Origin of the sequence: Thermus igniterrae ATCC 700962, assembly GCF_000376265.1 — a bacterium.
GTDB classification, from domain to species: domain Bacteria; phylum Deinococcota; class Deinococci; order Deinococcales; family Thermaceae; genus Thermus; species Thermus igniterrae.
The window spans coordinates 1-26,146 of sequence record NZ_AQWU01000046.1 but is presented as its reverse complement, the minus strand read 5'-3'; the positions used below and the strand labels follow the sequence as shown (position 1 = coordinate 26,146).

Here is a 26,146-nt window from a genome sequence, read left to right as displayed (position 1 = left end):
CAGACTCCCTGGAAGAGGTAGAGGGGCCTTGTGTGGCTCAGGTTGTGGCCGCGCAGGGCCTGGTAGAAGGCGGGGGGAAGGAGGGTGTAGACCCGTACCGCGTTGGCCCCCATCCCAAAGAGGAGTTCCAGCCAGGCCCGGTAGAGCCAGACCTCCTGGGGGAACTGGGCGGGGAAGCGGCCGGGGAGGGCCACTCCCAGGTTGACCCCCTGCACCTGGAGGGGCTTCCCCTCCACGAAGAACCGCCCCTCCCGGGCGGTGAAGGGGGGCGGGGCCTTGCGGGCCTTGGGGAGGGGGGGTGGGGTGGGGGGGAGGGTTTTGAGGACTTCCTCCGCCTCCCGGTAGCCCCGCCTCAGGGCTTCCTCCAGGGCGCTCCGGGCGCTTTCCACGTCCCCCAGGGCCCGGAGGGCCAGGCCGAAGCCGTAGAGGGCCTCGGCGCCCCCCCTTAGGGTGCCCACCAGGCGGGCGAAGGGGTAAAGGGCCTCCTCAGGCCTGCCCAGGCGGTAGAGGGCAAACCCCTGGAGGGTCAGGGCCTCCTCCGGGGGGTTGGGGCTTTGCAGGAGCGGGGCTAGGGCCTCGAGGGCCGCCCCCATCCGCCCTGCCCTGTAGTGGCCCCGGGCCTCCTCCAGGGGCCCTGCCAGCCCCATCCCCAACGCCAGGAGAAGGCCCAGGAAGACCTTCCCCATGGACCTAGCCCTCTTGGGCCAACCGGCGGATGGCCTCCACCGCCTCGGGGTTTTCCAGGGCGGAGAGGTCCCCGGGGTCCTGGCCCAGGAAGGCCGCCCGCACCACCCGGCGCATCACCTTGGCGTTGCGGGTCTTGGGCAGGTCGGGCACGAAGAGGACCCGCTCGGGCTTGAGGGGCTTGCCCAGGGCCTCGGCCACCCGCTCGGCCACCTCCTCCGCCAGCTCGGGGGAGGGGGTGTGGCCCGGCTTCAGGGCCGCAAAGAGGACGATGGCCTCCCCCTTCACCGGGTGGGGAATACCGATGGCGGCGCATTCCTTGAGGGCGGGATGGGCGATGGCCGCGGTCTCCACCTCGGCGGGGCCCACCCGCTTGCCCGCCACCTTCAGGGTGTCATCGGAGCGGCCCAGGATGAAGAAGTGTCCCTCCTCGTCCAGGAGGGCCAGGTCCCCGTGGACCCAGACCCCGGGGACCTTGGCGAAGTAGGCCTCCAGGTAGCGGGCCTCGTCCTGCCAGAACCCCTTGGTCATGCCCGGCCAGGGGGCAAGGACGGCCAGCTCCCCCACCTTGCCCACCACGGGATGGCCCCCCTCGTCCAGCACGGCCACCCGCATCCCGGGCACCGCGGTGTTGAAGCCCATGGGCTTGATGGGGCGGAGGAGGACATTGCCCAGGATGCCCCCCGAGACCTCGGTGCCCCCGGAGTAGTTCACGATGGGGCGCCGTTCCTCCCCCACCACCCGGAAGAACCAGAGGTAGGGCTCCAGGTTCCAGGGCTCCCCCGTGGAGCCCAGGACCCTTAAGGAGGAGAGGTCGTGTCTCTGCACCGGCTCCTCCCCAAAGGGGATCAGGGCCCGCACCAGGGTGGGGGAGAGGCCCAGGTGGGTGATGCGGTGGGCCGCCACCAGGCGCCAGAGCCGGTCGGGCCCGGGGTGGTCGGGGGCCCCGTCGTAGAGGAAAACCGTGGCCCCCAGGAGGAGGCCCCCCAGGATGGCCCAGGGGCCCATCATCCAGCCCAGGTCGGTGAACCAGAAGAGCCGGTCCTCCTCCCGGAGGTCAAAGAGGAGGGCCAGGTCCAAGGCGGCCTTCAGGGGGAAGCCGGCGTGGTAGTGGACGGTGCCCTTGGGGCGGCCGGTGGTGCCGGAGGTGTAGATGAGCATGAAGGGGTCCATGCTCCCCATGGCCTCCGGGGGGAAGGCCTCCCCGGAAAGGGCCCCGTAGTCGGCCTCCTCCGGCAAAAGGGGCAGGCCCAGGCGCCGCACCACCAGCAGCTTGGGCGTCTCTGCCAGGGCCTGGGCCTTGCGGGCCTCGAGGAGGAGCTCCACCCGCCTTCCCCGGCGCAAAAAGCCATCCTGCGCCACCAGGAGCTTGGCCTTGGCGTCTTTAAGGCGCACGCTGGCGGCCTCGGCCGCGTAGCCGGAGAAGATGGGGATGGCGATGGCCCCGATCCAGGCGGTGGCCAGGAGGAGGGTGGCGGCCTCGAGGCCCATGGGCATCCAAAGCCCCACCCGGTCGCCCCGTTCAACCCCCAAGGCCTTAAGGCCCGCGGCTACCCGGGCCACCTCAGCCCGGAGCTCCCCATAGGTGAGGCTCCGCACCGCCTCTTCTTCGGTTTCGTGGAGGAGGGCCAGCCGGCTGGGCTCGTGGCGGAGGGCGGCCTCGGCCAGGTTGAGCTCCCCCCCCACGAAGAAGCGGGGGAAGGGGAAGCCTCCCTCCATCACCCTCGCGTAGGGCCTCTGCCAGGGCAGGCCCAGGTGGGCGAAGAACTGGCGGTAGAAGTCCTCGGGCTCCTCCACGCTGTAGCGGTAGAAGGCCCCGTAGTCCGCAAAGCCCAAGGCCTCCATGAAGCGGAAAAGCCGGGTGGCCTGGGCCTCTAGGGGGTCAGGGTACCAGACGGGTTCCATTCACTTCCTCCAGAAGGGAAAGCGCCGGGGTTTTTCCGGCTTGGGCTCTGCCGTGTCCCGCCCCTCGGGGTCCTTGAGCACCTCCAGGAAGGCCTTGAGGTCCAGGCGCTCCTCGGGGTTTTTGGCCAGGATGCGGCGCAGGGCCCTGTCCAGGCGGGGAGGGAGGCGGGTGGGGGGTGGGGGCAGGAGGAGGTGGGCCTCCCGAAGGGCCTCCAGGGTCTCCCCCCGGAAGGGCCGCTTTCCCGTCAGGAGCTCGTAGGTCATGACCCCGAAGGCGTAGGCCTCGCTCTTGGGGCTGGGCAGGCCCCCCAGGAAGAGCTCGGGGGCCAGGTAGTGGGGGCTTCCCGCGTACTCCGGGGTGCGGTCCCCCAGGGGGCGCAGGGTGCCCAGGTCCCCCAGCTTGTAGACCCCCCCTTTGACGAAGACGTTGGAGGGCTTCACGTCCTGGTGGAGGAAGCCCTTCTGCTGCAGGAAGAGGAGGGCCTCCCCCACCTGCAAAAGGGCCTTCACCGCCTCTTCCTGGGGCAAGGTTCCCTTGAGGATCCTTTCCTCCAGGGTCCCCTCCATGTGCTCCAGGGCCAAAAAGGCCTCCTCCCCCAGGGGCACGCCGTGGAGCCCCTGGACCAGGTGGGGGTGCTTCAGGGAGAGGGAAAGGGAGACCTCCCGGGCGAAGCGCTCCGCCAACCTGGGGTCCTGGCGCACCTCCTTGCGGGGGAGCTTCAGGGCCACCCGCTCCCCCTTGGGGCCCTCCGCCAGGTAGACCTGGGCGGTCTGGCCCAGGCCCAGGAGCATGAGGAGGCGGAAGTCCTTGCGCCTCAGGCTACTCAAGGACCAGCACCCCTCCGGGCTTCAGGGCGTGCCCCTCCACGCCCCGCTCCTGGGCCTTGTGGGCGAAGGCCTCGCCGTCTTGCCGGATGGGAGGGAAGGTGTTGTAGTGGATGGGCACCACCTTCTTGGGCTTGAGGAGTTCCAGGGCCTTCAGGGCGTCCTCAGGGCCCATGGTGAAGTGGTCCCCGATGGGCAAAAAGGCCAGGTCCAGGCCCAGTTCCCCGATGAGGCGCATGTCCGAGAAGAGGGCGGTGTCCCCTGCGTGGTACAGGCGCTTTCCCCCCAGCTCCACCACCACCCCCATGGGCATGCCCCCATAGGTGCCGTCGGGGAAGCTGGAGGAGTGCCAGGCGGGGACCCACTTGAGCCAGCCCCCGGGGAAGCGGTAGGTGCCCCCGATGTTCATGGGCACGCTCTTGGCCCCGTGCTTCTCCGCATAGGTGGCGATTTCAAAGGTGGAGACCACCGTTCCGCCCTTTTTGGAAAGGGCCACGCTGTCGCCGAAGTGGTCCCCGTGGGCGTGGGTGACCAGGATCAGGTCCGCCTGCACCTCCCCCACCCCCGCCGCGGCCAGGGGGTTCCCCGTGAGGAAGGGGTCTATCACGATCCGGGTTTTGCCGTCGGAAAGCCAGACCGCCGAATGGCCTAGATACCGGATCTCCACCATGGGTACCTCCTTTAGAGGGCACTATACCCAAGGAGGGGAGGGTTGGGAAAGGGCGCCTTCCAAGGACCGGAGGAAGAGGGCTTCCAGGATGCGGCCCAGGGCCCGCTCCCCCCATTTGCCCCCTGGCGGCAGGACCAGCTCCAGCTCCAGCTCCAGAAAAGTCCCCTCCCGGCCGGGCCGGGCCCGTCCCCCAACGCGCAGGTAGGGTGGGGTGAGGGGCAGGGGCAAGAGCCTATCCCCCTCCAGCCTCGAGGCGAAGGGCAGGACCAGCTCGCCCAAGATGGGGTTCTCCTGGCGGAGGGTCCCCCGCACCTCCTGGCCTTCCAGGTGGACCTCGAGGGGCAGGCCCTGGGGCAGGTGCCCGTTTAGGCTGAGGTGGACCCTGGTCCTCATCCTTCCACCCACTCCACCCGCACCCGGCCCTCCTTGGCCAGGCGGGCCACCTCCGGGTCAGGAATGTTCAAAAGCCTCGGGAGCTCCCGGAAGCGGGGCGTGGCCGAGGCCAGGCCCACCCGCACCACCAGCACCTCCTCCTCCTCGGCCCGGCCGATGCGCCACACCAGGTGGGGGCCTAGGGCTTCCAGCAGGTCCTTCTCCACCCCTTCAGTCTACCCCTTCGCCGGCCCATAATGGGGGTGGGATGCCCCTTTGGGAGCTGGCCTTTTCCGGCCTTTCCCCCCTGGCCTTCTGGGGGGGTGTGGCCCTCCTCGGCCTGGCCTTCCTCCTGGGGGAGGCTCCCTGGCAGGCCCTTTTCCTCCTCTATCCCTGGTGGCGGCTGGCCCGGGGGTGGCGGTTGCGGCTTTTTCCGGACCGCCTCCACCTCCAACCCCCCCTGGGCCTCGGCCGCTCCATCTCCCTGGACCAGGTGCAGGCGGTGGAGGAGGGGTTCTGGCCCGCGGGGCCCCTGGCCCGGGGGCGCAGGGTGGTCCTCCTCACCCTTAAGGGCGGCGAGCGCCTGCCCCTTCCCCTGCCCGACCCCCAGGAGGCGACAGCCCGGCTCAGAGAACTTCTAGCAGGGCAAACTTCAGGTAGTGGGTCTCCGGATGGTTGAGGAGGACGGGGTGGTCCCACCCCTGGCCCCGCCTTTCCAGCACCCGGAGGGTCCGGTGGGCGTCGGCCGCCGCCTCCGCCAGCATCTGGTAGAAGAGGGGCTCGCTCAGGTGGTGGCTGCAGCTGGCGGTGGCCAGGAGGCCCCCCTCCTTGAGGAGCTTGATGGCCCTTAGGTTTACCTCCTTGTAGGCCCGGTAGGCCCTTTCCAGGTCCTTCTTCCCCTTGGCGAAGGCCGGGGGGTCCAGGACGATGAGGTCAAAGCGCTCCCCCGCCTTTTCCAACTGGCGCAGGTGGTCAAAGGCGTTGGCCTCCAGGGTCTTCAGGGAAAGGCCGTTGAGCCGGGCGTTCTCCTCGGCCCGCTTCAGGGCTTCCCGGGAGCTGTCCACGCTGATCACCTCCTTGAACCCCAGGGCCAGATGGAGGCCGAACCCCCCCGCGTAGCTGAAGACGTCCAGGGCCCTTTCTCCGGAGAAGCGCTCCATGAGGATGCGGTTGTCCCGCTGGTCCAGGAAGGCCCCGGTCTTCTGACCCCCCTGGAGGTCCACCAGGTAGCGCACCCCTCCCTCCCGGACCACCGCCTGGGCCGGGGGTTCCCCCCAGAGGGGGCGCACGTAAAGGGGGAGCCCCTCCAGTTCCCGGGCCTTGGCGTCGTTCTTGGCCAGCACGCTCCTTGCCAGGGGGCGGAGCCTTTCCGCCACCTGGGGTAAAAGCCCCTCCCAGGCGTGGGCGGTGGCCTGCACCACCACGTGCCCCGCGTAGTAGTCCACCACCAGCCCCGGCAGGAAGTCCCCTTCCGCATGGACCAGGCGGAAGCCCCCTTCGGGCTCGGTGGCCAGGGCGGCCTGGCGGCGGGCCAGGGCCCGGTCCAGGTTTTCCAGGAGGGCCTCTATAGGGTCTCCCGGGCGGAAGCGGTAGGCGCGCACGCTGAGGTCCGTGTGCGGGTTGTAAAGGGCCAGGGCCAGGAAGCGCTTACCCCAGTACACGGGGAAAAGCCCCGGAGTATCGGGCCCCGAGAGCACATCGCGGCGAAACACCCACAGGTGGCGGGAAAGGAGCCTTTCTGCCCCGCGTTCGTTGACGAGAATCCTCACCGCCTAAGTATACTTAGGCGGGGTTGGTTGACGCTTGCCCCCAGGGCCGGTATCATGACCGGCGGGCGCGATTTGCGCATCTTTTCACGAAATGGAGGGGCGATGGGAGGCCTGGGACTTATCAAGAGCCTAGCGGAAAAGGAGAAGGAACTCCTGGCCCGCCTCGAGGCCGCCAGGAAGGAGGCGGAGGCGCTGGTCCAAAAGGCGGAGGCCGAGGCCAAGGCCCTTTTGGAGGAGGCGGAGGCTAAGGCCAAGGCCCTGGAGGCCGAGTACCGGGAGAAGGAGGCCAAGGAGACCGAGGCCCTCCTGGCCCGCTACCGGGCCCAGGCGGAAGCGGAGGTCCGGGAGGTGAAGGAGCGGGCCGGGGGACGGCTGGAGGAGGCCGTGGCCCTGGTGCTTCGGGAGGTCCTGCCGTGATCGCCCCCATGGAGAAGCTGGTCCTGGCCGGCCCTAAGGGCCGGGCTAAGGAGCTTCTCCAGAGCCTGCAGCAGGCGGGGGTGGTGCACCTGGAGACCCTGCGGGTGGAGGCCTTGGCCGAGTACCGCCTCTCCCCGGAGGAGCGGGAGGAGCTGAGGCGCTGGGAAGCGGTGGCCGCCGGGGCCGAGCACACCCTGGCCCTTCTGGGGCAGGAGGTGGAGCCTGGCCGGCCCTTCCCCGAAGGCCTTGCCGCCGCCGAAAAGGCCCTGTCCCCCATCCAGGCCCACGCCGAGGGGCTTTTTAAGCAGAAGCAGGAGTTGGAGGAGGAGCTGGCCCTGGCCCGGGCCTACCTGGAGCCTCTGGAGAGGCTTTCTGCCCTGGCCCAGGGCCTGGACAAGAGCCCATTTTTCCGGGTGATCCCCTTCCTGGCCAGCGAGAAGGAGCTTCCCCTGGTGGAGGAGGCCCTGCGCAAGGCCCTGGAGGACCGCTTCCTCCTGGGCGCAGAGGCCTATGCCGGCGGGCTTGCCGCCTTGGTGGTGGTCCTCCGCCAGGACCTGGAGGCCGCCAAGGCCGCCCTTTCCCGCGCTGGGCTTGCCGAGCTGAGGCTTCCTGGGGCCTTAGGGGAGCTTCCCCTCTCCGAGGCGGCCCAGAGGCTCAAGGAGCGGGCCGAGGCCGCCCCCAGGGAGCTTTCCGAGGTGCGGCAGGCCCTTTACAAGCTGGCCCAGGAAGCCAGCTCCACCCTGCAGAGCCTCTGGACCCGGGCCAAGGACGAGGTGGCCCGCCTCAAGGCCCTGGAGGAGCTGGCCGCGGGGCGCTTTGGCTTTGCCCTCTTGGGCTACGTGCCGGTGAAGGCCAAGGGGCGGGTGGAGGAGGCCCTCAGCCGGCACAAGGAGGGGGTGGTCTACGCCTTTGAGCCCGTGGACGAGCACCACGAGGCGGACCGCATTCCCGTGGCCCTGGACAACCCTCCCTGGGCCAAGCCCTTTGAGCTTCTGGTGGGCTTCCTCAACACCCCCAAGTACGGCTCCATTGACCCCACCCCCATCGTGCCCGTCTTCTTCCCCTTCTGGTTCGGCATGATCGTGGGGGACATCGGCTACGCCCTGCTCTTCCTCCTCCTGGGGCGCTGGCTTTCCGGGTTCGTGAAGCGCAACGAGCCTTTGGTCATCGACCTCTTTGCCCTCAAGCTCAAGCCCCCGGTCATCGCCAAGCTGGTCCACATCCTGAACTGGATGGTCTTCTGGACCGTGGTCTGGGGGGTGGTCTACGGGGAGTTCTTCGGCACCTTCCTGGAGCACCTGGGGGTGTTCGGCACCCCCGAGCACCCCGGGCTCATCCCCATCCTCATCCACCGCATTGACACCGCCAAGACCGCCAACCTCCTCATCCTCCTCTCCGTGGCCTTTGGGGTGGTGATGGTCTTCTGGGGCCTGGCCCTGCGGGCCTACCTGGGCCTCAAGCACCACCACATGGCCCACTTCTGGGAGGGGGTGGGGTACCTGGGCGGCCTGGTGGGCATCCTGGCCCTGGCGGCCTCCTACCTGGGCAACCTGCAGGCTCCCTGGCTTTCGGGCCTCATGTACCTGGGGTTTGGCCTCTTCCTGCTTGCGGTCCTCATGAGCCGCATCTGGCTCATGATCCCGGAGATCTTCACCCAGGCGGGGCACATCCTCTCCCACATCCGTATCTACGCGGTGGGGGCGGCGGGGGGTATCCTGGCCGGCCTTCTCACCGATGTGGGCTTTGCCCTGGCCGAGCGGCTGGGGCTTCTTGGAGTACTTCTGGGCATCGTGGTGGCGGGGGTCCTCCACCTCCTCATCCTCCTCCTCACCACCCTGGGGCACATGCTCCAGCCCATCCGTCTCATCTGGGTGGAGTTCTTCACCAAGTTTGGTTTCTACGAGGAGAACGGCAGGCCTTACCGGCCGTTCAAAAGCGTCCGCGAGACGCAATAGGGAGGGAAAGAGATGAAGAAGCTTCTGGTTCTGGTTCTGGTGGCGGTTTTCGGCGCTCTGGCCTTGGCGGCGGAGGAGGCGGCGGCCTCCCAGGGGCTTGACCGCGGCCTCATCGCCGTGGGCATGGGTCTGGCGGTGGGCCTAGCCGCCTTGGGTACCGGCGTGGCCCAGGCGCGCATCGGGGCGGCGGGCGTGGGGGCCATCGCCGAGGATCGGGGGAACTTCGGTACCGCCCTCATCTTCCTCCTCCTCCCCGAGACCCTGGTGATCTTCGGCCTCCTCATCGCCTTCATCCTGAACGGCAAGCTCTAAAGGGCTTCTTGGGCCCAGCCCCCCATGGGCTGGGCCCTTTCCCAAGGAGGGATGATGTCCAAACTGGAAGCCATTTTGAGCCAGGAGGTGGAGGCCGAGATTCAGGCCCTCCTGGCCGAGGCCAAGGCCAAGGCGGAGGCCCTGCGCCAGGAGGCCCAAGGCCGGGCCGAGGCCCTTCTGGCGGCCAAGAAGCGGGCCCTCGAGGGCCAGCGGCAGGCGGCTTTGCGCCGGGCGGAGAGCGCGGGCGAGCTCCTCCTGGCCACCGCCCGCACCGAGGCCAGGGGGGAGGTGCTGGCCCAGGTGAAGGCCCGGGTGCGCGAGGCCCTTTTGAGCCTGCCGGAGAAGCCCGAGTGGCCGGAGGTGGTGCGCAAGCTGGCGGAGGAGGCGCTTTCCGCCCTGCCCGAGCCCGAGGCCCTGGTCTCCCATCCCGAGAACCTGCCCCACCTGGAGCCTCTGGCCCGCGGGGGGCTGGAGCTCAGGGCTGACCCCACCCTGCGCCTGGGGGTGCGGGCCGTGGGCAAGGGGGGGAAGACCCAGGTGGAAAACGCCCTGGAAAGCCGGCTGGAGCGGGCCTGGGACGCCCTTTCTTCCCGGGTAGCCCAGGCGCTTTGGGGCTAGGCCATGGCGGACGACTTCGGCTACCTTAACGCCCGGGTGCGGGCCCGGCGGGCGGGGCTCCTGAAGGAGAGCTTTTTCCAGGAGGCCCTGGACCTGCCCTACCCGGACTTCCTTCGCCTCCTCTCGGAGAGCGTCTATGGGCAGGAACTCTCCGGCCAGGCCCTGCCCGAGGTGGACCGGGCCATCGGCCGCACCCAGGCCAGGCTGGTGGGGGACCTCCCCCGCCTGGTGAGCGGGGAGGCCAGGGAGGCGGTCCGGCTCCTCCTCCTGCGCAACGACCTCACCAACCTGCAGGCGGTCCTGCGGGCCAAGGCCACCGGCCGCCCCTTTGAGGAGGTTCTCCTCCTGCCGGGGACGGTGCCGGAGGTCCTTTGGCGGCAGGCCTACGAGGCCCAGGATGCCGCGGGCATGGCCCAGGTCCTCGCGGTGCCCGGTCATCCCCTGGCCCGGGCCTTGCGGAGCGTGTTGCGGGAGACCCAGGACCTGGGGCGGGTGGAGGCCCTATTGGCCAAGCGTTTCTTTGAGGGTGTGGTGAAGGCGGCTAAGGCCCTGGAGGCCCCTGCCCTGCGGGACTACCTCACCCTGGAGGTGGACGCGGAGAACCTGCGCACCGCCTTCAAGCTTCAGGGGCAGGACGTGGCCCCTGAGGGCCTTTTCATCCGCGGTGGGCGCTTCCTGGACCGGGTGCGCTTCGCCCGCCTTCTGGAAGGGGATTACGCCGTATTGGACGAGCTTTCGGGGACCCCCTTCGCCCCCCTGGCCGGGGTGAGGGACCTGAAGGAGTTGGAGAAGCGCCTGCGTTGCCTTCTCCTCCGGGAGGCCCGCAAAGGGGCCGCTGACCCTCTGGGGGCTGGCCTGGTTCTGGCCTACGTGAAGGAGCGGGAGTGGGAGGCCATGCGCCTCAGGCTTCTGGCCCGCAGGGCCTACTTCGGCCTGCCCCGGGCGCAGGTGGAGGAGGAGGTGGTCTGCCCATGAGGATTGCGGTGATCGCCGATCCCGATGCCGCCACGGGCTTTCGGCTGGCGGGCCTCGAGGCCTACGGGGTCGCCTCCGCGGAGGAGGCCAAAGCCCGTCTGGAGGCCCTGGTCCAGGCCGGGGGGTATGCCCTGGTGGCCGTGGACCAAAGCCTCCTGCCCGAGCCCGAGAAGGCCGTGGAGCGCCTCATGCGGGGCAAGGACCTGCCCGTCCTCCTGCCCGTGGCCGGCCTCAAGGAGGCCTTCCAGAACCCCGACGTGGAAGGCTACATGCGCGAGCTGGTGCGCAGGACCATCGGCTTTGACATCAAGCTGTAGAATGGAGGGAAGATGATCCAAGGGGTGATTGAGAAGATCGCGGGCCCGGCGGTGATCGCCAAGGGCATGACCGGGGCCCGCATGTACGACATCTGCAAGGTAGGCCACGAGGGCCTGGTGGGGGAGATCATCCGCCTGGACGGCGACACCGCCTTCGTCCAGGTCTACGAGGACACCTCAGGCCTCAAGGTGGGGGAGCCCGTGGTCTCCACCGGGCTTCCTTTGGCGGTGGAGCTGGGCCCCGGGATGCTCAACGGCATCTACGACGGCATCCAGCGCCCCCTGGAGCGCATCCAGGAGAAGACCGGCATCTACATCACCCGGGGCGTGGTGGTCCACGCTCTGGACCGGGAGCGCAAGTGGGCCTGGACCCCCAGGGTGAAGCCGGGGGACGAGGTCAGGGGCGGCATGGTCTTGGGCACCGTGCCCGAGTACGGCTTCACCCACAAGATCCTGGTGCCCCCGGACGTGAAGGGCCGGGTGAAGGAGGTTAAGCCCGCCGGGGAGTACACGGTGGAGGAGCCGGTGGTGGTCCTGGAGGACGGCACGGAGCTCAGGATGTACCACACCTGGCCGGTGCGCCGCGCCCGCCCTGTGCAACGCAAGCTGGACCCCAACACCCCCTTCCTCACGGGCATGCGCATCCTGGACGTCCTCTTCCCCGTGGCCATGGGGGGCACTGCGGCCATTCCCGGCCCCTTCGGGAGCGGCAAGACCGTGACCCAGCAGTCCCTGGCCAAGTGGTCCAACGCGGACGTGGTGGTCTACGTGGGTTGCGGGGAGCGGGGCAACGAGATGACCGATGTGCTGGTGGAGTTCCCCGAGCTCACCGACCCCAAGACCGGGGGGCCCCTCATGCACCGCACGGTGCTCATCGCCAACACCTCCAACATGCCCGTGGCCGCCCGGGAGGCCAGCATCTACGTGGGGGTGACCATCGCCGAGTACTTCCGCGACCAGGGCTTCTCCGTGGCCCTCATGGCCGACTCCACCAGCCGCTGGGCTGAGGCCCTGCGGGAGATCAGTAGCCGTCTAGAGGAGATGCCCGCGGAAGAGGGTTACCCCCCCTACCTGGCCGCCCGCCTGGCCGCCTTCTACGAGCGCTCGGGCAAGGTGGTCACCCTGGGGGGTGAGGAGGGGGCGGTGACCATTGTGGGCGCGGTTTCCCCTCCGGGCGGTGACATGTCCGAGCCCGTGACCCAGTCCACCTTGCGCATCGTGGGGGCCTTCTGGCGTCTGGATGCCTCCTTGGCCTTCCGGCGCCACTTCCCGGCCATCAACTGGAACGGTTCCTACTCCCTCTTCACCGGGGCCCTGGACCCCTGGTACCGGGAGAACGTGGCCCCGGACTACCCCGAGCTCCGGGACGCCATCTCCGAGCTCCTGCAGCGGGAGGCGGGTCTGCAGGAAATCGTGCAGCTGGTGGGGCCTGATGCCCTCCAGGACGCCGAGCGCCTGGTGATTGAGGTGGGCCGCATCATCCGCGAGGACTTCCTGCAGCAGAACGCCTACCACGAGGTGGACGCCTACTGCTCCATGGCCAAGGCCTACGGCATCATGAAGATGATCCTCACCCTGTACAAGGAGGCCGAGGCCGCCATCCGCCGCGGGGTCTCCATTGACGAGATCCTGGGCCTCCCGGTCATTGAGCGCATCGGCCGGGCCCGCTACGTGAGCGAGGAGGCGTTCCCCGGCTACTTTGAGGAGGCCATGAAGGAGATTGACGGGGCCTTCAAGGCCCTGGCCTAGGAGGGAAGGATGGACCTCTTGAAGAAGGAGTACACGGGCATCACCTACATCTCGGGGCCCCTGCTCTTCGTGGAGAACGCCAAGGACCTGGCCTACGGGGCCATCGTGGACATCAAGGACGGCTCCGGCCGGGTCCGCGGCGGGCAGGTGATTGAGGTCTCCGAGGAGTACGCGGTCATCCAGGTGTTTGAGGAGACTACGGGCCTGGACCTGGCCACCACCAGCGTGAGCCTGGTGGAGGACGTGGCCCGCCTGGGGGTTTCCAAGGAGATGCTGGGCCGCCGCTTCAACGGCATCGGCAAGCCCATCGACGGCCTACCCCCCATCACCCCGGAGAAGCGGCTGCCCATCGTGGGCCTGCCCCTGAACCCCGTGGCCCGCAAGAAGCCGGAGCAGTTCATCCAGACGGGCATCTCCACCATTGACGTGATGAACACCCTGGTGCGGGGGCAGAAGCTCCCCATCTTCTCCGGCTCGGGCCTGCCGGCCAACGAGATCGCCGCCCAGATTGCCCGCCAGGCCACGGTCCGCCCCGACCTTTCCGGGGAGGGGGAGGAGGAGGAGCCTTTTGCCGTGGTCTTCGCCGCCATGGGCATCACCCAGCGGGAGCTCTCCTACTTCATCCAGGAGTTTGAGCGCACGGGGGCGCTTTCCCGCTCCGTCCTCTTCCTCAACAAGGCCGACGACCCCACCATTGAGCGCATCCTCACCCCCCGCATGGCCCTCACCGTGGCCGAGTACCTGGCCTTTGAGCACGACTACCACGTGCTGGTCATCCTCACGGACATGACCAACTACTGCGAGGCCCTGCGGGAGATTGGGGCCAGCCGTGAGGAGATTCCCGGCCGCCGCGGCTACCCGGGCTACATGTACACCGACCTGGCCACCATCTACGAGCGGGCCGGGGTGGTGGTGGGGAAGAAGGGCTCCGTGACCCAGATTCCCATCCTCTCCATGCCCGACGACGACCGCACCCACCCCATCCCCGACCTCACCGGGTACATCACCGAGGGGCAGATCCAGCTCTCCCGGGAGCTGCACCGCAAGGGCATCTACCCCCCCATTGACCCCCTGCCCTCCCTCTCCCGGCTCATGAACAACGGCGTGGGCAAGGGCAAGACCCGGGAGGACCACAAACAGGTCTCCGACCAGCTCTACTCCGCCTACGCCAACGGGGTGGACATCCGCAAGCTGGTGGCCATCATCGGCGAGGACGCCCTCACGGAGAACGACCGTCGCTACCTGCAGTTTGCCGACGCCTTTGAGCGGCACTTCATCAACCAGGGGCAGCAGAACCGCTCCATTGAGGAGAGCCTGCAGATTGCCTGGGCCCTCCTTTCCATGCTTCCCCAGGGCGAGCTCAAGCGGATCTCCAAGGACCACATCGGCAAGTACTACGGGCAGAAGCTGGAGGAGATCTGGGGTGCTCCCCAGGCCCTCTGAGCCCCGTCCCGGGGCCCCCAGGTGAGGAGGTGGAGGAATGAGCCAGGTAAGCCCCACCCGGATGAACCTTCTGCAGCGGCGGGGACAGCTCCGCCTGGCGCAGAAGGGGGTGGACCTCCTGAAGAAGAAGCGGGACGCCCTGGTGGCCGAGTTCTTCGGCCTGGTGCGGGAGGCCCTGGAGGCCCGGAAGGCCCTGAACCGGGCGGCCCAGGAGGCCTACGCGGCCCTGCTCCTGGCCCAGGCCTTTGACGGTCCTGAGACGGTGGCCGCCGCCACCCTGGGGGTGCCCCCCTTGGAGGGCGTGGGGGCGGAGGTGGAAAACGTCTGGGGGAGCAAGGTGCCGCGGCTCCAGGTGGCCTTTCCCGATGGGGCGGTGCTCTCCCCCGTGGGTACCCCGGCCTACACCCTCGAGGCCCAGCGGGCCTTCCGCCGCTACGCCGAGGCCCTGGTCCGGGTGGCCAACACCGAGACCCGCCTGAAGAAGATCGGCGAGGAGATCAAGAAGACCACCCGCCGGGTAAACGCCCTGGAACAGGTGGTGATCCCTGGCATTCGCGGCCAGATCCGCTTCATCCAGCAGGTGCTGGAGCAGCGGGAGCGGGAGGACACCTTTCGCCTGAAGCGCATTAAGGGCAAGATTGAGGCCCGCGAGGCCGAGGCGGAAGGAGCGCGGCCCAACCCCCAGCTGGAAATCGGGGCTGGACTCTAAGCCAGAAAAAAAGCCCCGGGCCCACTGGGCCCGGGGCTGGGCCTTTTCTACTCGGGCTTGGCCTCCTTCAGCATGTTGAGGAGCACGGTCTGGAGGATGCCCCCGTTCTTGTAGTAGTCCACTTCCACCGGGGTGTCCAGGCGGGCCAGGGCCTGGAAGCGGACCTCGCTCCCATCCTCCCTGCGGGCCACCACCTCCACCACCTTCTTGGGATGGAGGTCGGCAAGGCCCAGGATGTCGTAGGTCTCGTAGCCGGTGAGGCCCAGGGTCTCCCGGTTCTGGCCGGGGAGGAACTCCAGGGGCAGGACCCCCATGCCCACCAGGTTAGAGCGATGGATGCGCTCGTAGCTTTCCGCCAGCACCGCCTTGATGCCCAGGAGGTAGGTGCCCTTGGCGGCCCAGTCGCGGCTGCTCCCGGTGCCGTACTCCTTGCCGGCGATCACCAGAAGGGGCGTGCCCTCGGCCCTGTAGCGCATGGCCACGTTGTAGACGAAGTCCACCTCCCCCTCGGGGAGCTTTTTGGCGTAGCCCCCCTCAATCCCGTCCAGCATGAGGTTCTTGATGCGGATGTTGGCGAAGGTGCCCCGCATCATCACCTCGTGGTTGCCGCGCCGGGAGCCGTAGGAGTTGAAGTCCTCGGGCTTGACCCCCTTGGATATCAGGTACTGCCCGGCAGGGCTCTTCACGGGGATGGCCCCGGCGGGGGAGATGTGGTCGGTGGTGACGGAGTCCCCCAGGACCAGGAGCACCCGGGCCCCGCGGATGTCCCCCGTCTGGGCCTGGCCCAGGTTCTCAAAGAAGGGGGGGTTCTGGATGTAGGTGCTGGCCTCGTCCCACCGGTAGAGCTGCCCCGTGGGGGCGGGGAGGGCCTGCCAGCGCTCGTCCCCCTCAAAGACCCTGCTGTACTCCTTCTTGAAGAGCTCGGGGTCCAGGGTCTTCTGGATAGCCTCCTGGATCTCCTCCATGGAGGGCCAGATGTCCTTCAGGTAGACGGGCTTGCCGTTGGGGTCGTAGCCCAGGGGCTCGGTGGTGAAGTCGATGTCCATGCGCCCCGCCAGGGCGTAGGCCACCACCAGCATGGGGGAGGCCAGGTAGTTGGCCTTCACGTGGGGGTTGATGCGCCCCTCAAAGTTGCGGTTGCCCGAGAGCACCGCGGCCACCACCAGGTCCCCCTCCTCCACCGCCTTGGCGATGTCCTCGGGCAGGGGGCCGGAGTTGCCGATGCAGGTGGTGCACCCGTACCCCACCACGTGGAAGCGCAGGGCCTCGAGGAAGGGCAGGAGGCCGCTGGCCTCCAGGTAGTCCGTCACCACCTTGGAACCCGGGGCCAGGGAGCTCTTCACCCAGGGCTTGGTGTCCAGGCCGGCCTCCACCGCCTTCTTGGCCAAAAGCCCCGCCCCCAGCATCACCGAGGGGTTGGAGGTGTTGGTGCAGGAGGTGATGGCGGCGATGACCACGGAGCCGTGGGTGAGCTCAAACTCCTCGTCCTGGCGCTTCACCAGGACCTTCCGCCCCAGCTGGTCCTCGCTTAGGCCAAAGCCCCGCTCCTTCACCGGCTTGGTGAGGTGGGCCAGGAAGCTCTTCTTCACCTCCTTCAGGGCCACCCGGTCCTGGGGACGCTTGGGGCCGGCCAGGGAGGGCTCCACGGTGGAGAGGTCCAGCTCCAGGTGCTCCGAGTACTGGATGGCCTCCTCGGCCTCCGGGGTGCGGAAGAGGCCCACCGCCTTGGTGTAGGCCTCCACCAGCTCAATGAGGGCCTCGGGGCGGCCCGTGAGCCGCAGGTAGTTGAGGGTCTCCTCGTCCACGGGGAAGAAGCCCATGGTGGCCCCGTACTCGGGGGCCATGTTGGCGATGGTGGCCCGGTCGGCCAGGGAGAGCTTGGAGACCCCGGGTCCATAGAACTCCACGAACTTGCCCACCACCCCGTGCTTGCGCAGGATCTCGGTGATGGTGAGGACCAGGTCCGTGGCCGTGGCCCCCTCGGGGAGCTCCCCGTAGAGCTTGAAGCCCACCACCTTGGGGGCCAGCATGTAGTAGGGCTGGCCCAGCATCACCGCCTCGGCCTCAATGCCGCCCACCCCCCAGCCCAGGACCCCCAGGCCGTTCACCATGGTGGTGTGGCTGTCGGTGCCCACCAGGCTGTCGGGGAAGGCCAGGCGGAGGCCGTCGCGTTCTTGGGTCATCACCACCTGGGCCAGGTACTCCAGGTTCACCTGGTGGACAATCCCCGTGCCCGGGGGCACCACCCGGAAGTTCTTCAGGCCCTGCTGGGCCCACTTGAGGAGGAGGTAGCGCTCCTGGTTGCGCTCGTACTCCTTCTCCACGTTGTAGAAGAAGGCGTAGGCCGTGCCGAAGGCGTCCACCTGGACGGAGTGGTCAATGACCAGGTCGGCGGGCACCACGGGGTTGATGCGCTCCGGGTCCCCGCCCCGCTTGGCCACCGCGTCCCGCATGGCCGCCAGGTCCACCACCGCCGGCACCCCGGTGAAGTCCTGGAGGATGACCCGGGCCAGCTTCAGGGGCACGTTGATCTCCCCGGGTTCGGGTTTCCAGCCTGCCAAGGCCTCTATGTCCTCCCGGGTCACCTGGTAGCCGTCCTCGTTGCGCAGGAGGCTTTCCAGCATGACCCGGATGGAAAAGGGCAGGCGGCTTACGGGGGCTATGCCCTGCCGCTCCAGCTCCAGGAGGTCAAAGTAGCCGTAGGTGCCGCTCCTTGTGTTGAGGGTCTTCAGGGTCTTGAAGCTATCCTTCACGCCTCACTCCTTTCCCTTCCCCCAAGGGGCAAAGGGGCATAGGGTCTGGTTTTGGGGGAAGATTTACGCCCGAGGGGGGGCGCCCGCCCCGGCCTTCCCCACTATAACACCTCCAAAAGGGGGGTGGCGTGGCCTAAAACGGCGTTGGCCTGGGCCTGGCGGGCGATCTTCAGGGTCTCCAGGAGGGCCTCCTTGGGGATGCCCAGGTTCTTGGCCCGGTAGGCCATGGCCTTCACGCAGCTCGCCGAGCCCGTGGCCAGGGCGATGCCCAGGAGGATGAGGGTGCGGGTCCTTTCGTCCAGGACCCCCTTTTCCGGCATGGCGAAGGTCCAGCTCCGCCCGTGCTCCAGGAGGAGCCCGGGGGCCTTCTCGGCCAGGAGGGGGATGGCCTCGGGGAGCCCCTCCCCCAGGTTGGCCCGCATGGCCTCCAGGATGCGCTCGTGGGTGCGCTCCATGCCCCTAGCGTAGCGCCTGGGGTGGGGGAGGGGTGTCCCAGCCGAGGCTTTCCAGGAAGAGGAGGACCTCCTGGGAGATCTCCCGCCAAAGGGCCTCCCGGGGCCTTTGGGCGGGCTTGTCCCCCTTTTGTGGACCGTAGGCCCCGAAGCCCGCGTGGTTCAGGCCTTCCAGGAAGACCACCCGGGCCCCCTTGGGCAGGCGCTTGGCCTTTTCCCGGGCCTCCTGTGGGGGCAGGAGGCCGTCTTCCGTGCCGAAGAGGGCCAGGGTGGGAAGGGCCTCGCCGGAGAGGTCCCCCTCGGGGTAGGCGGCGAAGAGGAGGAGGGGAAGCCCTTCCCGCTGGGCCAGTTCCGCCGCCGCTACCCCCCCCAGGCTGTGCCCCCCCACCACCAGGGGGAGGTTGGGGTGGGCGGCCTTGGCCTCCAGGGCCTTTTCCTTGGCCAGGAGGGCGATGCCCGAGGGCACCCGGAGGAAGACCACCAGGTAGCCCGCCTCGGCCACGGGGGCCAGCACGGGGGCGTAGGCCAAGGGGTCCACCCGGGCCCCGGGGTAGAAGGCCAAGAGGGCCTTGGGGGCCTTGGGGATGAGCTCCAGGCCGTAGGGGGCCTCGCGTACCGTGAGCCCGGGGGCCTTCAGGGCCTCCTGGGCCGCGGCCTCGGCCTTTAGGGGCCGGAGGAAGTAATAGGCCACCCCCACCACCGCGCCCGCCAGGACCAAGGCCGCCAGCAGAAAGAGGAGGAAAAGCCGGCGTGCGTCCATGCCTTCACCTCAGGACGGGCTCCTTGGCCTGGACCCGCCGGCCCTCAAAGGCAAAGAAGGCGGCGGGCACCACGAAGAGGGTGAGCAGGGTGGAGGAAAGGAGCCCCCCCAGGATGATAACCCCCAGGGGGCGCCGGTACTCCGCCCCCTCCCCCGTGCCCAGCAGGAGGGGCAGGCTGATGATGAGGACGGTCAGCGTGGTCATGAGGATGGGGCGGAGGCGGAGCCGAGCGGCCTCCACCAGGGCCTCCCGCAGGGGCTTTTCCCGCATGCGCTTCACGGCGAAGTCCAGGAGGAGGATGGCGTTCTTGGTGACCAGGCCGATGAGCATCACCACCCCCAGGACGCTGATCACGTCCAGGCCCGTGCCCAGGAGGTAGGTGAGCCAGAAGGCCCCCACCAGGGCCAGGGGCACCGGCAGGAGGAGGTAGAGGGGGTAGCGCCAGGCATTGAACTGGCTGGCGATGACCAGGTAGTTGAGCACCAGGGCCAGGGCGAAGGCCAGGGGGGCAAGCCGGGCCAGCTCTCCCGTGAAGGAGCCCAGGCCGGTGGCGATGAGCTCCACCCCGTCGCCCAAAAGGCCCTTTTCCCGTAGCTCCGCCTCCAGTTCTTGCTGGATCTGGAAGCTTCCCGGGGCCTCGGGGCGCAGGTTGATGTTGAGGCCGGCGGCGTAGGCCTGGTTGCGGCGGGAGATGAGGGTGGGGCTGGGCCGCTCCTCAAAGCGTCCCAGGCTTCCCAGGGGCAGGAAGGCCTGGAGGGCGGGGGCGTAGATGGGGAGGGAGAGGAGGTCCCCTTCCCCCTTGAGGCGCAGGGGGTCCGCCTGGACCACGATGGCCAGCTCCTCGCCGCTACGCCGGGCGGTGGCCGCCTGGGTACCGGTGAGGTAGAGCCTCAGGGCCTGGGCCACGTCCTGGGGGGTGAGGCCGGTGCCGGAGAGCCGGGCCGGGTCGGGGACGAAGACCCGTTCCCGCTGGGTGGCCTCGAGGGTGCTCTTCACGTTGAGCACGTAGGGCTTGGCGGCGATGAGGGCCACGATTTCCTCGGCCCGCCTCTCCAGGAGGGCCCGGTCGGGGCTGGTGAGGAAGAACTGCAGGTCGGCATCCCCCGCCTCGGGGCCGGTCTGGGCCAGCACCCGGAGGTCGGCCCCGGGGAAGTCCTTTAGGGCTTCCCTCCCCTCCTTGTTGAAGGCCTCGGTGAGGGCGAAGATGTCCTCCCGCTCCCCCTTGGGCTTGAGGACGATCTGGAGTTGGACCCGGGAGGGGTCCCCCACCTGGGCCCCCCCGGTGGCGCTGGCCCCCACGGTGGTCACCACCCGGGCCACGGCGGGGTGGGCCAGGAAGCGGGCTTCCAGGGCCCGCGCCGCCCGGTCGGCCACGGCCAGGGGAGTGTCCTTGGGGAGCAGGAGGGTGGCGGTGAGCACCCCGGTGTCGGAACGGGGGGTGAAGTTGAAGGGAATCCGGGGCAGGATGGGGAAGATGGAGAGGAAGGCCAGCCCCGCCACCCCCAGCACCCAAGCGGGCCGCCTCAGCACCCCTTCCAGGCTGCGGGCGTACGCCTCGGTGAGGCGGGAAAGCAGGGCCTCGGCCCCTCCGTGGAGCCCCCGGGTAAGGGCCCCGGCCAGGTCCAGGAGGAAGCGGAGGAGGTAGCGCAGAAGGGCCAGCAGGCCGGGGTAGAGGGGCAGGAGGAGGAGGTAAAGGGGGCCTTCCCGGTAGAGGAGGTAGGCCATCCCCAGGCCCAGAAGGAGCCCCACCGGGCTCCGGAAGCCCCGGGTATAGGCCCAGCGGAGGTCCTTGGGCAGAAGGCGCAGGACCTGGAAGGCCACCCGCAGGGCCGGGGGTTCGGGGTCGGGGAAGTAGGCCAGGCGCACGGTGAGGAAGAGGAGGGCCTCCAGCCAGCTCACGGCGATGGCCGCGGCCATGCCCAGGCCGAACTGCTGGAAGATCTGGCCGATGATGCCGGGGAGGAAGCTGATGGGCAGGAAGACGGCTAGAAGGCTCAAGGTGGCGGCGGCCACCGCCACGGAGACCTCCGAGGCCCCCTTGAGCACCGCCTCCTTGAGGCCAAACCCCATGCGGCGGTAGCGGTCAATGTTCTCCGCCACCACGATGGAGTCGTCCACCACAATGCCCACCGCCACCGTGAGGGCCAGGAGGCTGATGAGGTTGTAGGTGAAGCCCAGGACGCCGAAGAGGAGGATGGCCCCCGAGAGGGTGATGGGGATGGCCAGGATCACCGAGAAGACGGAGTTGAGCTTGCCCAGGAAGATGAGGACCACCAGGGACACGGCCAGGGCGGCCAGGAAGGCCTCCCGCACCGTGTCCTCCACCGCTGCCCGGATGAAGCGGGTGGAGTCCAGAGCCACCTCCACCTGGTAGCCCTTGGGCAGGCGGATTTCGTTGAGGGCCTCCCTCACCCCGTCGGCCACGGCCACGGCGTTGGCGTCCGGGGTCTTGACCACCGCCAGGAGCACCGCGGGGCGGCCGTTGAGGCGGTTTAGGGTGGTGGGGGCCTCGGGGCGCTCCTCCACCCGGGCCACATCCCGCACCCGGAGGCCCCGGGAGGCGTCCACGAGGAGGTTGGCCACCTCCTCCGCCGTGGCGGGGGTGAAGCGCAGGGTGTAGACCAGGCGCCGCTCGGCCTCGGTGAGGCTCCCCAGGGGCAGGTTGAGGGCCGAGGTGGCCAGGGCCTGGGCCACCTGCCCGGGGGCCACCCCCAGGGCCTGGAGGCGGTCCGGGTCCAGGTAGACGCGGATGGCCCGCTTGGGGGCTCCGGTGAGGCGCACATCCGCCACCCCCTGGACCAGTTGCAGGCGGGGCTTGAGGGTGCGCTCGGCGTAGCGCAAGACCTGGGAGAGGTCCTCCCCCGGGGCCTCGAGGGCCAGGTAGAGGATGGGGCTTGCCGAGGGGTCAAACTTCTGCACCACGGGCGCGGAGGCGTCCCTGGGCAGGGCCCCCCGGGCGGCGGCCACCTTCTGGCTCGCCTCCACCGCGGCCCGGTCCACGTCCACCCCCTGCTGGAACTGGACGAAGACCAGGCTGAAGCCCTCGGTGGAACTGGAGCCGATGGTCTCCACCCCGGTGAGGGTGGAGAGGGCGTCCTCCAGGGGCTTGGAGATCTGCTCGGCCACCTCCTCCGGACCCGCCCCCGGGTAGGTGGTGGAGACCGCCACCACCGGCACGCTGAAGCGGGGCAGGAGCTCCACCCCAAGCCCCAGGCCCAGGAGGAGGCCCACCAGGACCAGGCCGATGAAGATGGCCGTGGCGAAGACGAAGCGCTCTACGAAAAAGGCCACCAAGGGGTTTTCCCTCACCGGATCACCTCCACGGGGTCCCCCTCCCGGAGGCCCTCGGGCACCGGGTAGATGACGGGTGCCCCGGGCTCGAGGCCCTCCACCACCGCCTGGCCGCCCTCCTGGGCCACCAGCCGCACGGTCTGCCGCCGGGCCTTGCCCTCCCCTACCCGGAAGACCACCGCCTCCCCCTCCAGGGCCCGCACCGCCCCGGCGGGCACCAGGACCCCCTCGGCCACCCGCTTCCGGTAGCGCACCTCCGCGGGGCCGGGGAGGAGGGTGCCCTCGGGCTTCAGGACCACCTCCAGAAGCCGCGTCTGCCCGGGGAGGTCGGTGCGGCGCAGGAGGGTGGCGGGGACCTCACGGCCGTTTTGCCGCAGGAGGAAGGCCGTGGCCTGGGAAAGCCCTTGGGCCTCTTCGGGGGGCAGGTAGAGCTTGGCCAAAAGCCGCTCGGTGGTGGCCAGGCGGAAAGCCCGGCTTCCCGTGCCCACGAATTCCCCTTCCTTCACGAAGACCTCCACCACCTCCCCGGCGAAGGGGGCCCGGATCACGCTCTCCTTGAGGTTCCGCTCCGCCTGGCGCACCTGGAGGCGGGCCGCTTCCACCTGGAGCTCAAGGAGCCTTAGGTCCTCCCCCCGCTCCAGCCGCAGGAGGGCCTCCTTGGCGTTTTCGTAGGCGCTTTGCGCCTGGCGGTACTGGGCCTCCAGGGCCTTGAGGTCCAGAGGGGCCATGGCCCCGGCCAGCAGGAGGGCCTTGCCCTCCTCGTAGCGCCTCTGGGCTGCCTGGAGCTGGGCCTCCGCCGCCAGGAGCTGGGCCTTGAGGGCGGCGCGGTTGCCGGCCACCTGGTTTTTTGCCCGGGCCAGGTTGGCCTCCGCCTGCTTGAGGTTCAGGCGGGCCCCCTCCAGGGCCTCCTGGAAGGGGGCGGGGTCCAGGTAGACCACCCCTTCCCCTGCCTGGACCCGGGTGCCCGGGGGGAGGGTCCTTAGCACCCGGCCCGCGGCCCCCGCGGCCACCAGGCTGTCCCGCTCGGCCTGCAGGGTGGCGGAGGCCCGGACCTCCCGTTCCAGGGCGCCTTCCTTGGCCTCCACGGCCCGCACCTGGACCGCCAGAGGGGTGGGGGCCTCCCCCTTGGGGGCCTCCGCCTCCTTGGGCGCGCAGGCGAAGAGGGCGGCCAGGAGGGGGAAAAGAAGAAGCTGGTGTCTCATGGTCACCTCGAGGCCAGGAGGCCGTAGTAGGCCTTCAGGTAGGCGTGCTTGGCCTGCTCCAGGGCCAAAGCGGCCTGCTTCAGGGCAAGCTCCTGCTGCAGCAGGGAAAGCCGGCTGGCCAACCCTGCCTGGAAGCGCTTTTCCTCGGCGGCGTAGCGCTCCTTGGCCGCCCGGTAGGCCTCCTCGGCGGTCTTCACCCCCTGGAGGAGGGGGGAGAGCTGGGCGTGGCGGCTCTGAAGGCCCAGCCGCAGGGAGCGCTCCAGGTTCTTCAGGTTGGCCTCCAGGGTCTGGGCCTGGTCCTCGAGGGCCTCGATGTCCTTCCTGGGGGCGAAGCCCTCGTCCAAAAGCCCCCGTTGGAAGCGGATGAGCTCCAGGGACTGCCTGAGCTGGAGGAGGTCGGCGTGGGCCTTAAGCAGGGCCTCCACCACCTCAGGCCCCGGCAAGGGGGGGAGTTCCCGCACCGCCTCGGGCTTCCAGGGGCCCACCAGGTTGGCCAGGGCGGCCAGGGCGCTTTCCTCGCCCCGCCTGGCTGCATCCAGGTTCTTCCTGGCCTCCAGGACCCGGTTTTGCGCCTCCAGGAGGTCCAGGCTGGTGGCCCCACCGCCCCGCACCCGCACCTCGGTGGCCCGCAGGCCTAGCTCCGCTACCTCCAGGGCCTTCTCCGCCAGCTCCCGTTGCAGGGTGGCCTCCAGGGCCTGGGCGTAGGCGGCCACGATGTCGCTTTCCGCCTGGGCCAGGGCCCGCTGGAGCCGGGCCTGGGCCAGGGCCTCTCCCTGGCGCGCCTGCAGCTCCGTCAGGGCGGTGCGCAGGGGGTCTTGCAGGGTGCGGGCCAGGTCCTTGGCCTTCACTTCATAGTCCAGCCGGGCGCTGACCACCGCCGCCACCTCCGGGGCCCGCTTCAGGGCCTCGGGAAGGGGTTGGGCCAGGGCCGGGCTCAGGAGCAAGAGGGCTAAGAGGGCTTTTCTCATGGGTTTACCTCCGGCAAGGGTTCGCCATAGAACTGGTAAAGCTCCAGCATACGGTTCCTCAGGTCGTTTTCCGCCTGCAAAAGGGCCAGTTTTGCCTGCAACAGGGAGAGTTCCGCCTGCAATAGCCCTAGGGGGCTTTCCAGGCCCAGGGCCAGGCGCTCTCTGGTCTCCTCCAGGCTCCGCTCCTGGGAGGCCAGGCGGGCCCGGGCCAGCTCCAAAGCGGCCCGCGCCCCTTCTAGGGCGGCTTTGAGGCTTTCCTCCTGCAGCCGGGCCTGGCGCTCTGCCGCCCTCAGGGCCTCCTCCGCGCCCCGCACCTGGGCCTCGGCCGCCTCGAGGGCCCCCAGGAGCCCGGGGGAGAGGGTGAGGGAGAGGGAAAGCCTGAGTTCCTCCTGGGTGCGGTAGCTCCCCGCATTGGGGATGGCCGTGGGCTGGCGGGCGGGGTCCTGGCGGGTGTAGGAGAGGGTGGGTTGCAGGGTGCGGCTCCCCAGGTTTAGCGCCAGGGTATCGTTGCCGCTTAGGTAGCGCAGGTAGCTGGCCTGGAGCTGGGGCAGGAGGGCCCTGAAGGCGCTTTGGTAGGCGATTTGGGCCTCCCGCAGGCCCAGGCGGGCCTCCTCCACGGAAAGAGGCGTGCCGCCCCGGGGCGGGGGGATGGGGGGCAGGGGCAGGGAGAGCTCCACTAGGCCTTCCGCGGCCCTTCGGGCCAGCTCCACCCCTCGCCTGGCCTCCAGGAGCCGGTTTTCCGCCTCCTGGAGGTTAAGCTCCGCTTCTCTTAGCTCCTTGGCGCTCACCTGCCGCTTCCTGGCGGCCTCCAGGGCCTTTTGCGCCAGCTCCAGCCCCTTTTCCGCCAGGGCTTGGCCCAAAAGGGCCTGCTGGTAGCGGCCGTGGGCGGCCACCGCCTGGGCCTGGAGGGCGGTGAGCGTGCGGCGTTGGGCCAGCTCGGCCCGCAGGAGGGCAATTTGGGCGCGCTCCAGGCCGTCCTGCACCTCGCCGAAGGGCAGGGGGGTGAGGACCAGGGCCAGGGTGAGGCTACCCCCGGTGGGGGGCAGGCTCTGGCAGAGGGCCGCGGGGGTGCACTCGTAGCCCAGGCGGGCGTAGTTTCCCTGGAGGTTGAGGGCGATGGGGCTTGCCTGGGCCTCCAGGGCCTTCTGGGCCGCCTCCCGGTAGGCTCGGGCCTGGAGGAAGAGGGGATGCTCCCTTAGGGGGCTCAGGGCGGTCTGGGCCAAGGCGGGGGCCAGGAGGAGAAGAAGGGAAAGGAGTCTAGCCACGCTCCACCTCCGTGAGCTTGCGCAGGAGGTCACGGAAGGCCAGAAGCTCTTCCGGACTCAGCCGGCCCAGATGCTGGCCAAAGACCGCCAGCCAGGCCTCCTGGATGCGCCGGGCCACGGCCTCCCCCTTGGGGCTCAGCTGGAGGTGGACCCGCCGGCGGTCCTCGGGGTCGGGCTGGCGCAGGAGGAAGCCTCCTTCCTCCAAGGAGGCCAGGAGGTGGGAGACCTGGGAGGGCAGGACCTCCAGGTGCTCCGCCAGCCGGGAGGGCACCTGGACGCCCTCCTTCACCAGCCGGAGCACCTCGGCCTGCAGGAGGGAGAGCCCCTCGCGGGCGAAGACTTCCTTGGCCCGGGAGAGGAGGAGGCGCATCAGGGCGTAGCCCAGCCGTGAGAGTTCCTCCACCAAGGGAGCGGGCGGACCATTCATACTCTTCAACTATACATATCCATAAACCCCCCTTTCGGATATTCAATGCATACCCCCTTGACAAGCCAAAGGAAAAGGGGGCGCTTGGTGAGCTGTGGAAGAACACCAGACGCCCCCTTCCATCCTACCCCTGTCCCTGGAGGAACTGGTCCCCCTGCTCCAGGCATGGCTCCAAGCCCGCTTGCCAGAAGGGGAGAGAAAACCCGGCAGGCCCAGGACCTTCTCCGACCTCAGCCTCTTTCTCTTCCACCTGGTCCGCGCCCTCCTGGGCTTCTCCAGCGAACGCATGCGCCGGGAACTGGCCCGC

At 69.3% G+C, this 26,146-nt stretch carries 25 protein-coding genes and 1 pseudogene; 11 read left to right on the top strand and 15 right to left on the bottom strand.

What is annotated here, in order from left to right:
• The 6 genes from B128_RS13325 to B128_RS0102900 all read right to left on the bottom strand — a co-directional run.
• A partial coding sequence (locus B128_RS13325; RefSeq protein ID WP_040683560.1) for a tetratricopeptide repeat protein occupies positions 1 to 686 on the bottom strand: 686 nt, incomplete at its 3' end.
• 4 nt (positions 687 to 690) lie between these two features.
• Positions 691 to 2,589, bottom strand: coding sequence for an AMP-binding protein (locus B128_RS0102920; RefSeq protein WP_018110787.1), 1,899 nt, complete (start codon positions 2,587 to 2,589; stop codon positions 691 to 693).
• Positions 2,590 to 3,417 (bottom strand): serine/threonine-protein kinase, encoded by an 828-nt coding sequence (locus B128_RS0102915; RefSeq protein ID WP_018110786.1) that lies wholly within the window; start codon positions 3,415 to 3,417, stop codon positions 2,590 to 2,592.
• Positions 3,410 to 4,084: a metal-dependent hydrolase gene (locus tag B128_RS0102910; RefSeq protein WP_018110785.1), complete on the bottom strand. Its 675-nt coding sequence runs from the start codon at positions 4,082 to 4,084 to the stop codon at positions 3,410 to 3,412. The genes B128_RS0102915 and B128_RS0102910 overlap by 8 nt, the downstream gene beginning before the upstream one ends.
• 21 nt (positions 4,085 to 4,105) lie before the next feature.
• On the bottom strand, positions 4,106 to 4,477 hold the full coding sequence (locus tag B128_RS0102905; protein ID WP_018110784.1) for a DUF3809 family protein: 372 nt from the start codon (positions 4,475 to 4,477) through the stop codon (positions 4,106 to 4,108).
• Positions 4,474 to 4,683: a DUF3248 domain-containing protein gene (locus B128_RS0102900; protein ID WP_018110783.1), complete on the bottom strand. Its 210-nt coding sequence runs from the start codon at positions 4,681 to 4,683 to the stop codon at positions 4,474 to 4,476. Before B128_RS0102900 ends, B128_RS0102905 begins: the two co-directional genes overlap by 4 nt.
• A 41-nt stretch (positions 4,684 to 4,724) precedes the next feature.
• Here B128_RS0102900 and B128_RS0102895 point away from each other — a divergent pair, with 41 nt between their 5' ends.
• Positions 4,725 to 5,135: a hypothetical protein gene (locus tag B128_RS0102895; protein ID WP_018110782.1), complete on the top strand. Its 411-nt coding sequence runs from the start codon at positions 4,725 to 4,727 to the stop codon at positions 5,133 to 5,135.
• Here B128_RS0102895 and B128_RS0102890 read toward each other — a convergent pair.
• Positions 5,083 to 6,225 (bottom strand): 23S rRNA (cytosine(1962)-C(5))-methyltransferase, encoded by a 1,143-nt coding sequence (locus tag B128_RS0102890; RefSeq protein WP_018110781.1) that lies wholly within the window; start codon positions 6,223 to 6,225, stop codon positions 5,083 to 5,085. The two genes, B128_RS0102895 and B128_RS0102890, sit on opposite strands and share 53 nt — an antisense overlap.
• Positions 6,226 to 6,327: 102 nt before the next feature.
• Here B128_RS0102890 and B128_RS0102885 point away from each other — a divergent pair, with 102 nt between their 5' ends.
• The 9 genes from B128_RS0102885 to atpD are packed head-to-tail and all read left to right on the top strand — an operon-like array spanning position 6,328 to position 14,720.
• On the top strand, positions 6,328 to 6,642 hold the full coding sequence (locus B128_RS0102885) for a V-type ATPase subunit subunit G family protein (RefSeq protein ID WP_018110780.1): 315 nt from the start codon (positions 6,328 to 6,330) through the stop codon (positions 6,640 to 6,642).
• Entirely contained in the window at positions 6,639 to 8,597 is a 1,959-nt protein-coding gene (locus B128_RS0102880; protein WP_018110779.1) for a V-type ATP synthase subunit I, read from the top strand. Before B128_RS0102885 ends, B128_RS0102880 begins: the two co-directional genes overlap by 4 nt.
• A 12-nt stretch (positions 8,598 to 8,609) precedes the next feature.
• Complete coding sequence (locus B128_RS0102875) at positions 8,610 to 8,909, top strand: F0F1 ATP synthase subunit C (RefSeq protein WP_018110778.1); 300 nt, start codon at positions 8,610 to 8,612, stop codon at positions 8,907 to 8,909.
• Positions 8,910 to 8,963: 54 nt separating this feature from the next.
• Positions 8,964 to 9,527: a V-type ATP synthase subunit E gene (locus B128_RS0102870; protein ID WP_018110777.1), complete on the top strand. Its 564-nt coding sequence runs from the start codon at positions 8,964 to 8,966 to the stop codon at positions 9,525 to 9,527.
• 3 nt (positions 9,528 to 9,530) lie between these two features.
• Positions 9,531 to 10,502: a V-type ATPase subunit gene (locus tag B128_RS0102865; protein WP_018110776.1), complete on the top strand. Its 972-nt coding sequence runs from the start codon at positions 9,531 to 9,533 to the stop codon at positions 10,500 to 10,502.
• Positions 10,503 to 10,504: 2 nt separating this feature from the next.
• A complete protein-coding gene (locus B128_RS0102860; RefSeq protein WP_211207070.1) occupies positions 10,505 to 10,819 on the top strand; it encodes a V-type ATP synthase subunit F in 315 nt (104 codons plus the stop codon).
• Positions 10,820 to 10,831: 12 nt separating this feature from the next.
• Positions 10,832 to 12,568: a V-type ATP synthase subunit A gene (locus B128_RS0102855; RefSeq protein WP_018110774.1), complete on the top strand. Its 1,737-nt coding sequence runs from the start codon at positions 10,832 to 10,834 to the stop codon at positions 12,566 to 12,568.
• Positions 12,569 to 12,577: 9 nt separating this feature from the next.
• A complete protein-coding gene (locus B128_RS0102850; protein WP_018110773.1) occupies positions 12,578 to 14,011 on the top strand; it encodes a V-type ATP synthase subunit B in 1,434 nt (477 codons plus the stop codon).
• Positions 14,012 to 14,048: 37 nt separating this feature from the next.
• On the top strand, positions 14,049 to 14,720 hold the full coding sequence (gene atpD / locus B128_RS0102845) for a V-type ATP synthase subunit D (protein WP_018110772.1): 672 nt from the start codon (positions 14,049 to 14,051) through the stop codon (positions 14,718 to 14,720).
• Between the two features lie 47 nt (positions 14,721 to 14,767).
• On the opposite strand, the gene acnA is transcribed toward atpD, so the two are convergent.
• The 8 genes from acnA to B128_RS0102805 form a co-directional block, all read right to left on the bottom strand.
• Complete coding sequence (gene acnA / locus B128_RS0102840; protein WP_018110771.1) at positions 14,768 to 17,473, bottom strand: aconitate hydratase AcnA; 2,706 nt, start codon at positions 17,471 to 17,473, stop codon at positions 14,768 to 14,770.
• A gap of 101 nt (positions 17,474 to 17,574) precedes the next feature.
• A complete protein-coding gene (locus B128_RS0102835; protein ID WP_018110770.1) occupies positions 17,575 to 17,928 on the bottom strand; it encodes a carboxymuconolactone decarboxylase family protein in 354 nt (117 codons plus the stop codon).
• Positions 17,929 to 17,932: 4 nt separating this feature from the next.
• The gene (locus B128_RS0102830) at positions 17,933 to 18,685 is read right to left on the bottom strand and encodes an alpha/beta hydrolase (RefSeq protein WP_018110769.1); all 753 of its coding nucleotides are present in this window, start codon (positions 18,683 to 18,685) and stop codon (positions 17,933 to 17,935) included.
• A 4-nt stretch (positions 18,686 to 18,689) separates the two neighbouring features.
• Complete coding sequence (locus tag B128_RS0102825) at positions 18,690 to 21,995, bottom strand: efflux RND transporter permease subunit (protein WP_018110768.1); 3,306 nt, start codon at positions 21,993 to 21,995, stop codon at positions 18,690 to 18,692.
• The gene (locus tag B128_RS0102820) at positions 21,992 to 23,179 is read right to left on the bottom strand and encodes an efflux RND transporter periplasmic adaptor subunit (protein WP_026174974.1); all 1,188 of its coding nucleotides are present in this window, start codon (positions 23,177 to 23,179) and stop codon (positions 21,992 to 21,994) included. The genes B128_RS0102825 and B128_RS0102820 overlap by 4 nt, the downstream gene beginning before the upstream one ends.
• A gap of 2 nt (positions 23,180 to 23,181) precedes the next feature.
• Positions 23,182 to 24,147 (bottom strand): TolC family protein, encoded by a 966-nt coding sequence (locus B128_RS0102815; protein ID WP_018110766.1) that lies wholly within the window; start codon positions 24,145 to 24,147, stop codon positions 23,182 to 23,184.
• Positions 24,144 to 25,412, bottom strand: coding sequence for a TolC family protein (locus tag B128_RS0102810; RefSeq protein WP_018110765.1), 1,269 nt, complete (start codon positions 25,410 to 25,412; stop codon positions 24,144 to 24,146). The genes B128_RS0102815 and B128_RS0102810 overlap by 4 nt, the downstream gene beginning before the upstream one ends.
• A complete protein-coding gene (locus B128_RS0102805) occupies positions 25,405 to 25,839 on the bottom strand; it encodes a MarR family winged helix-turn-helix transcriptional regulator (protein ID WP_026174973.1) in 435 nt (144 codons plus the stop codon). The genes B128_RS0102810 and B128_RS0102805 overlap by 8 nt, the downstream gene beginning before the upstream one ends.
• A gap of 94 nt (positions 25,840 to 25,933) precedes the next feature.
• On the opposite strand from B128_RS0102805, the pseudogene B128_RS12190 reads away from it, so the two are divergent.
• A pseudogene (locus B128_RS12190) lies at positions 25,934 to 26,146 on the top strand (hypothetical protein); the annotation flags it as partial.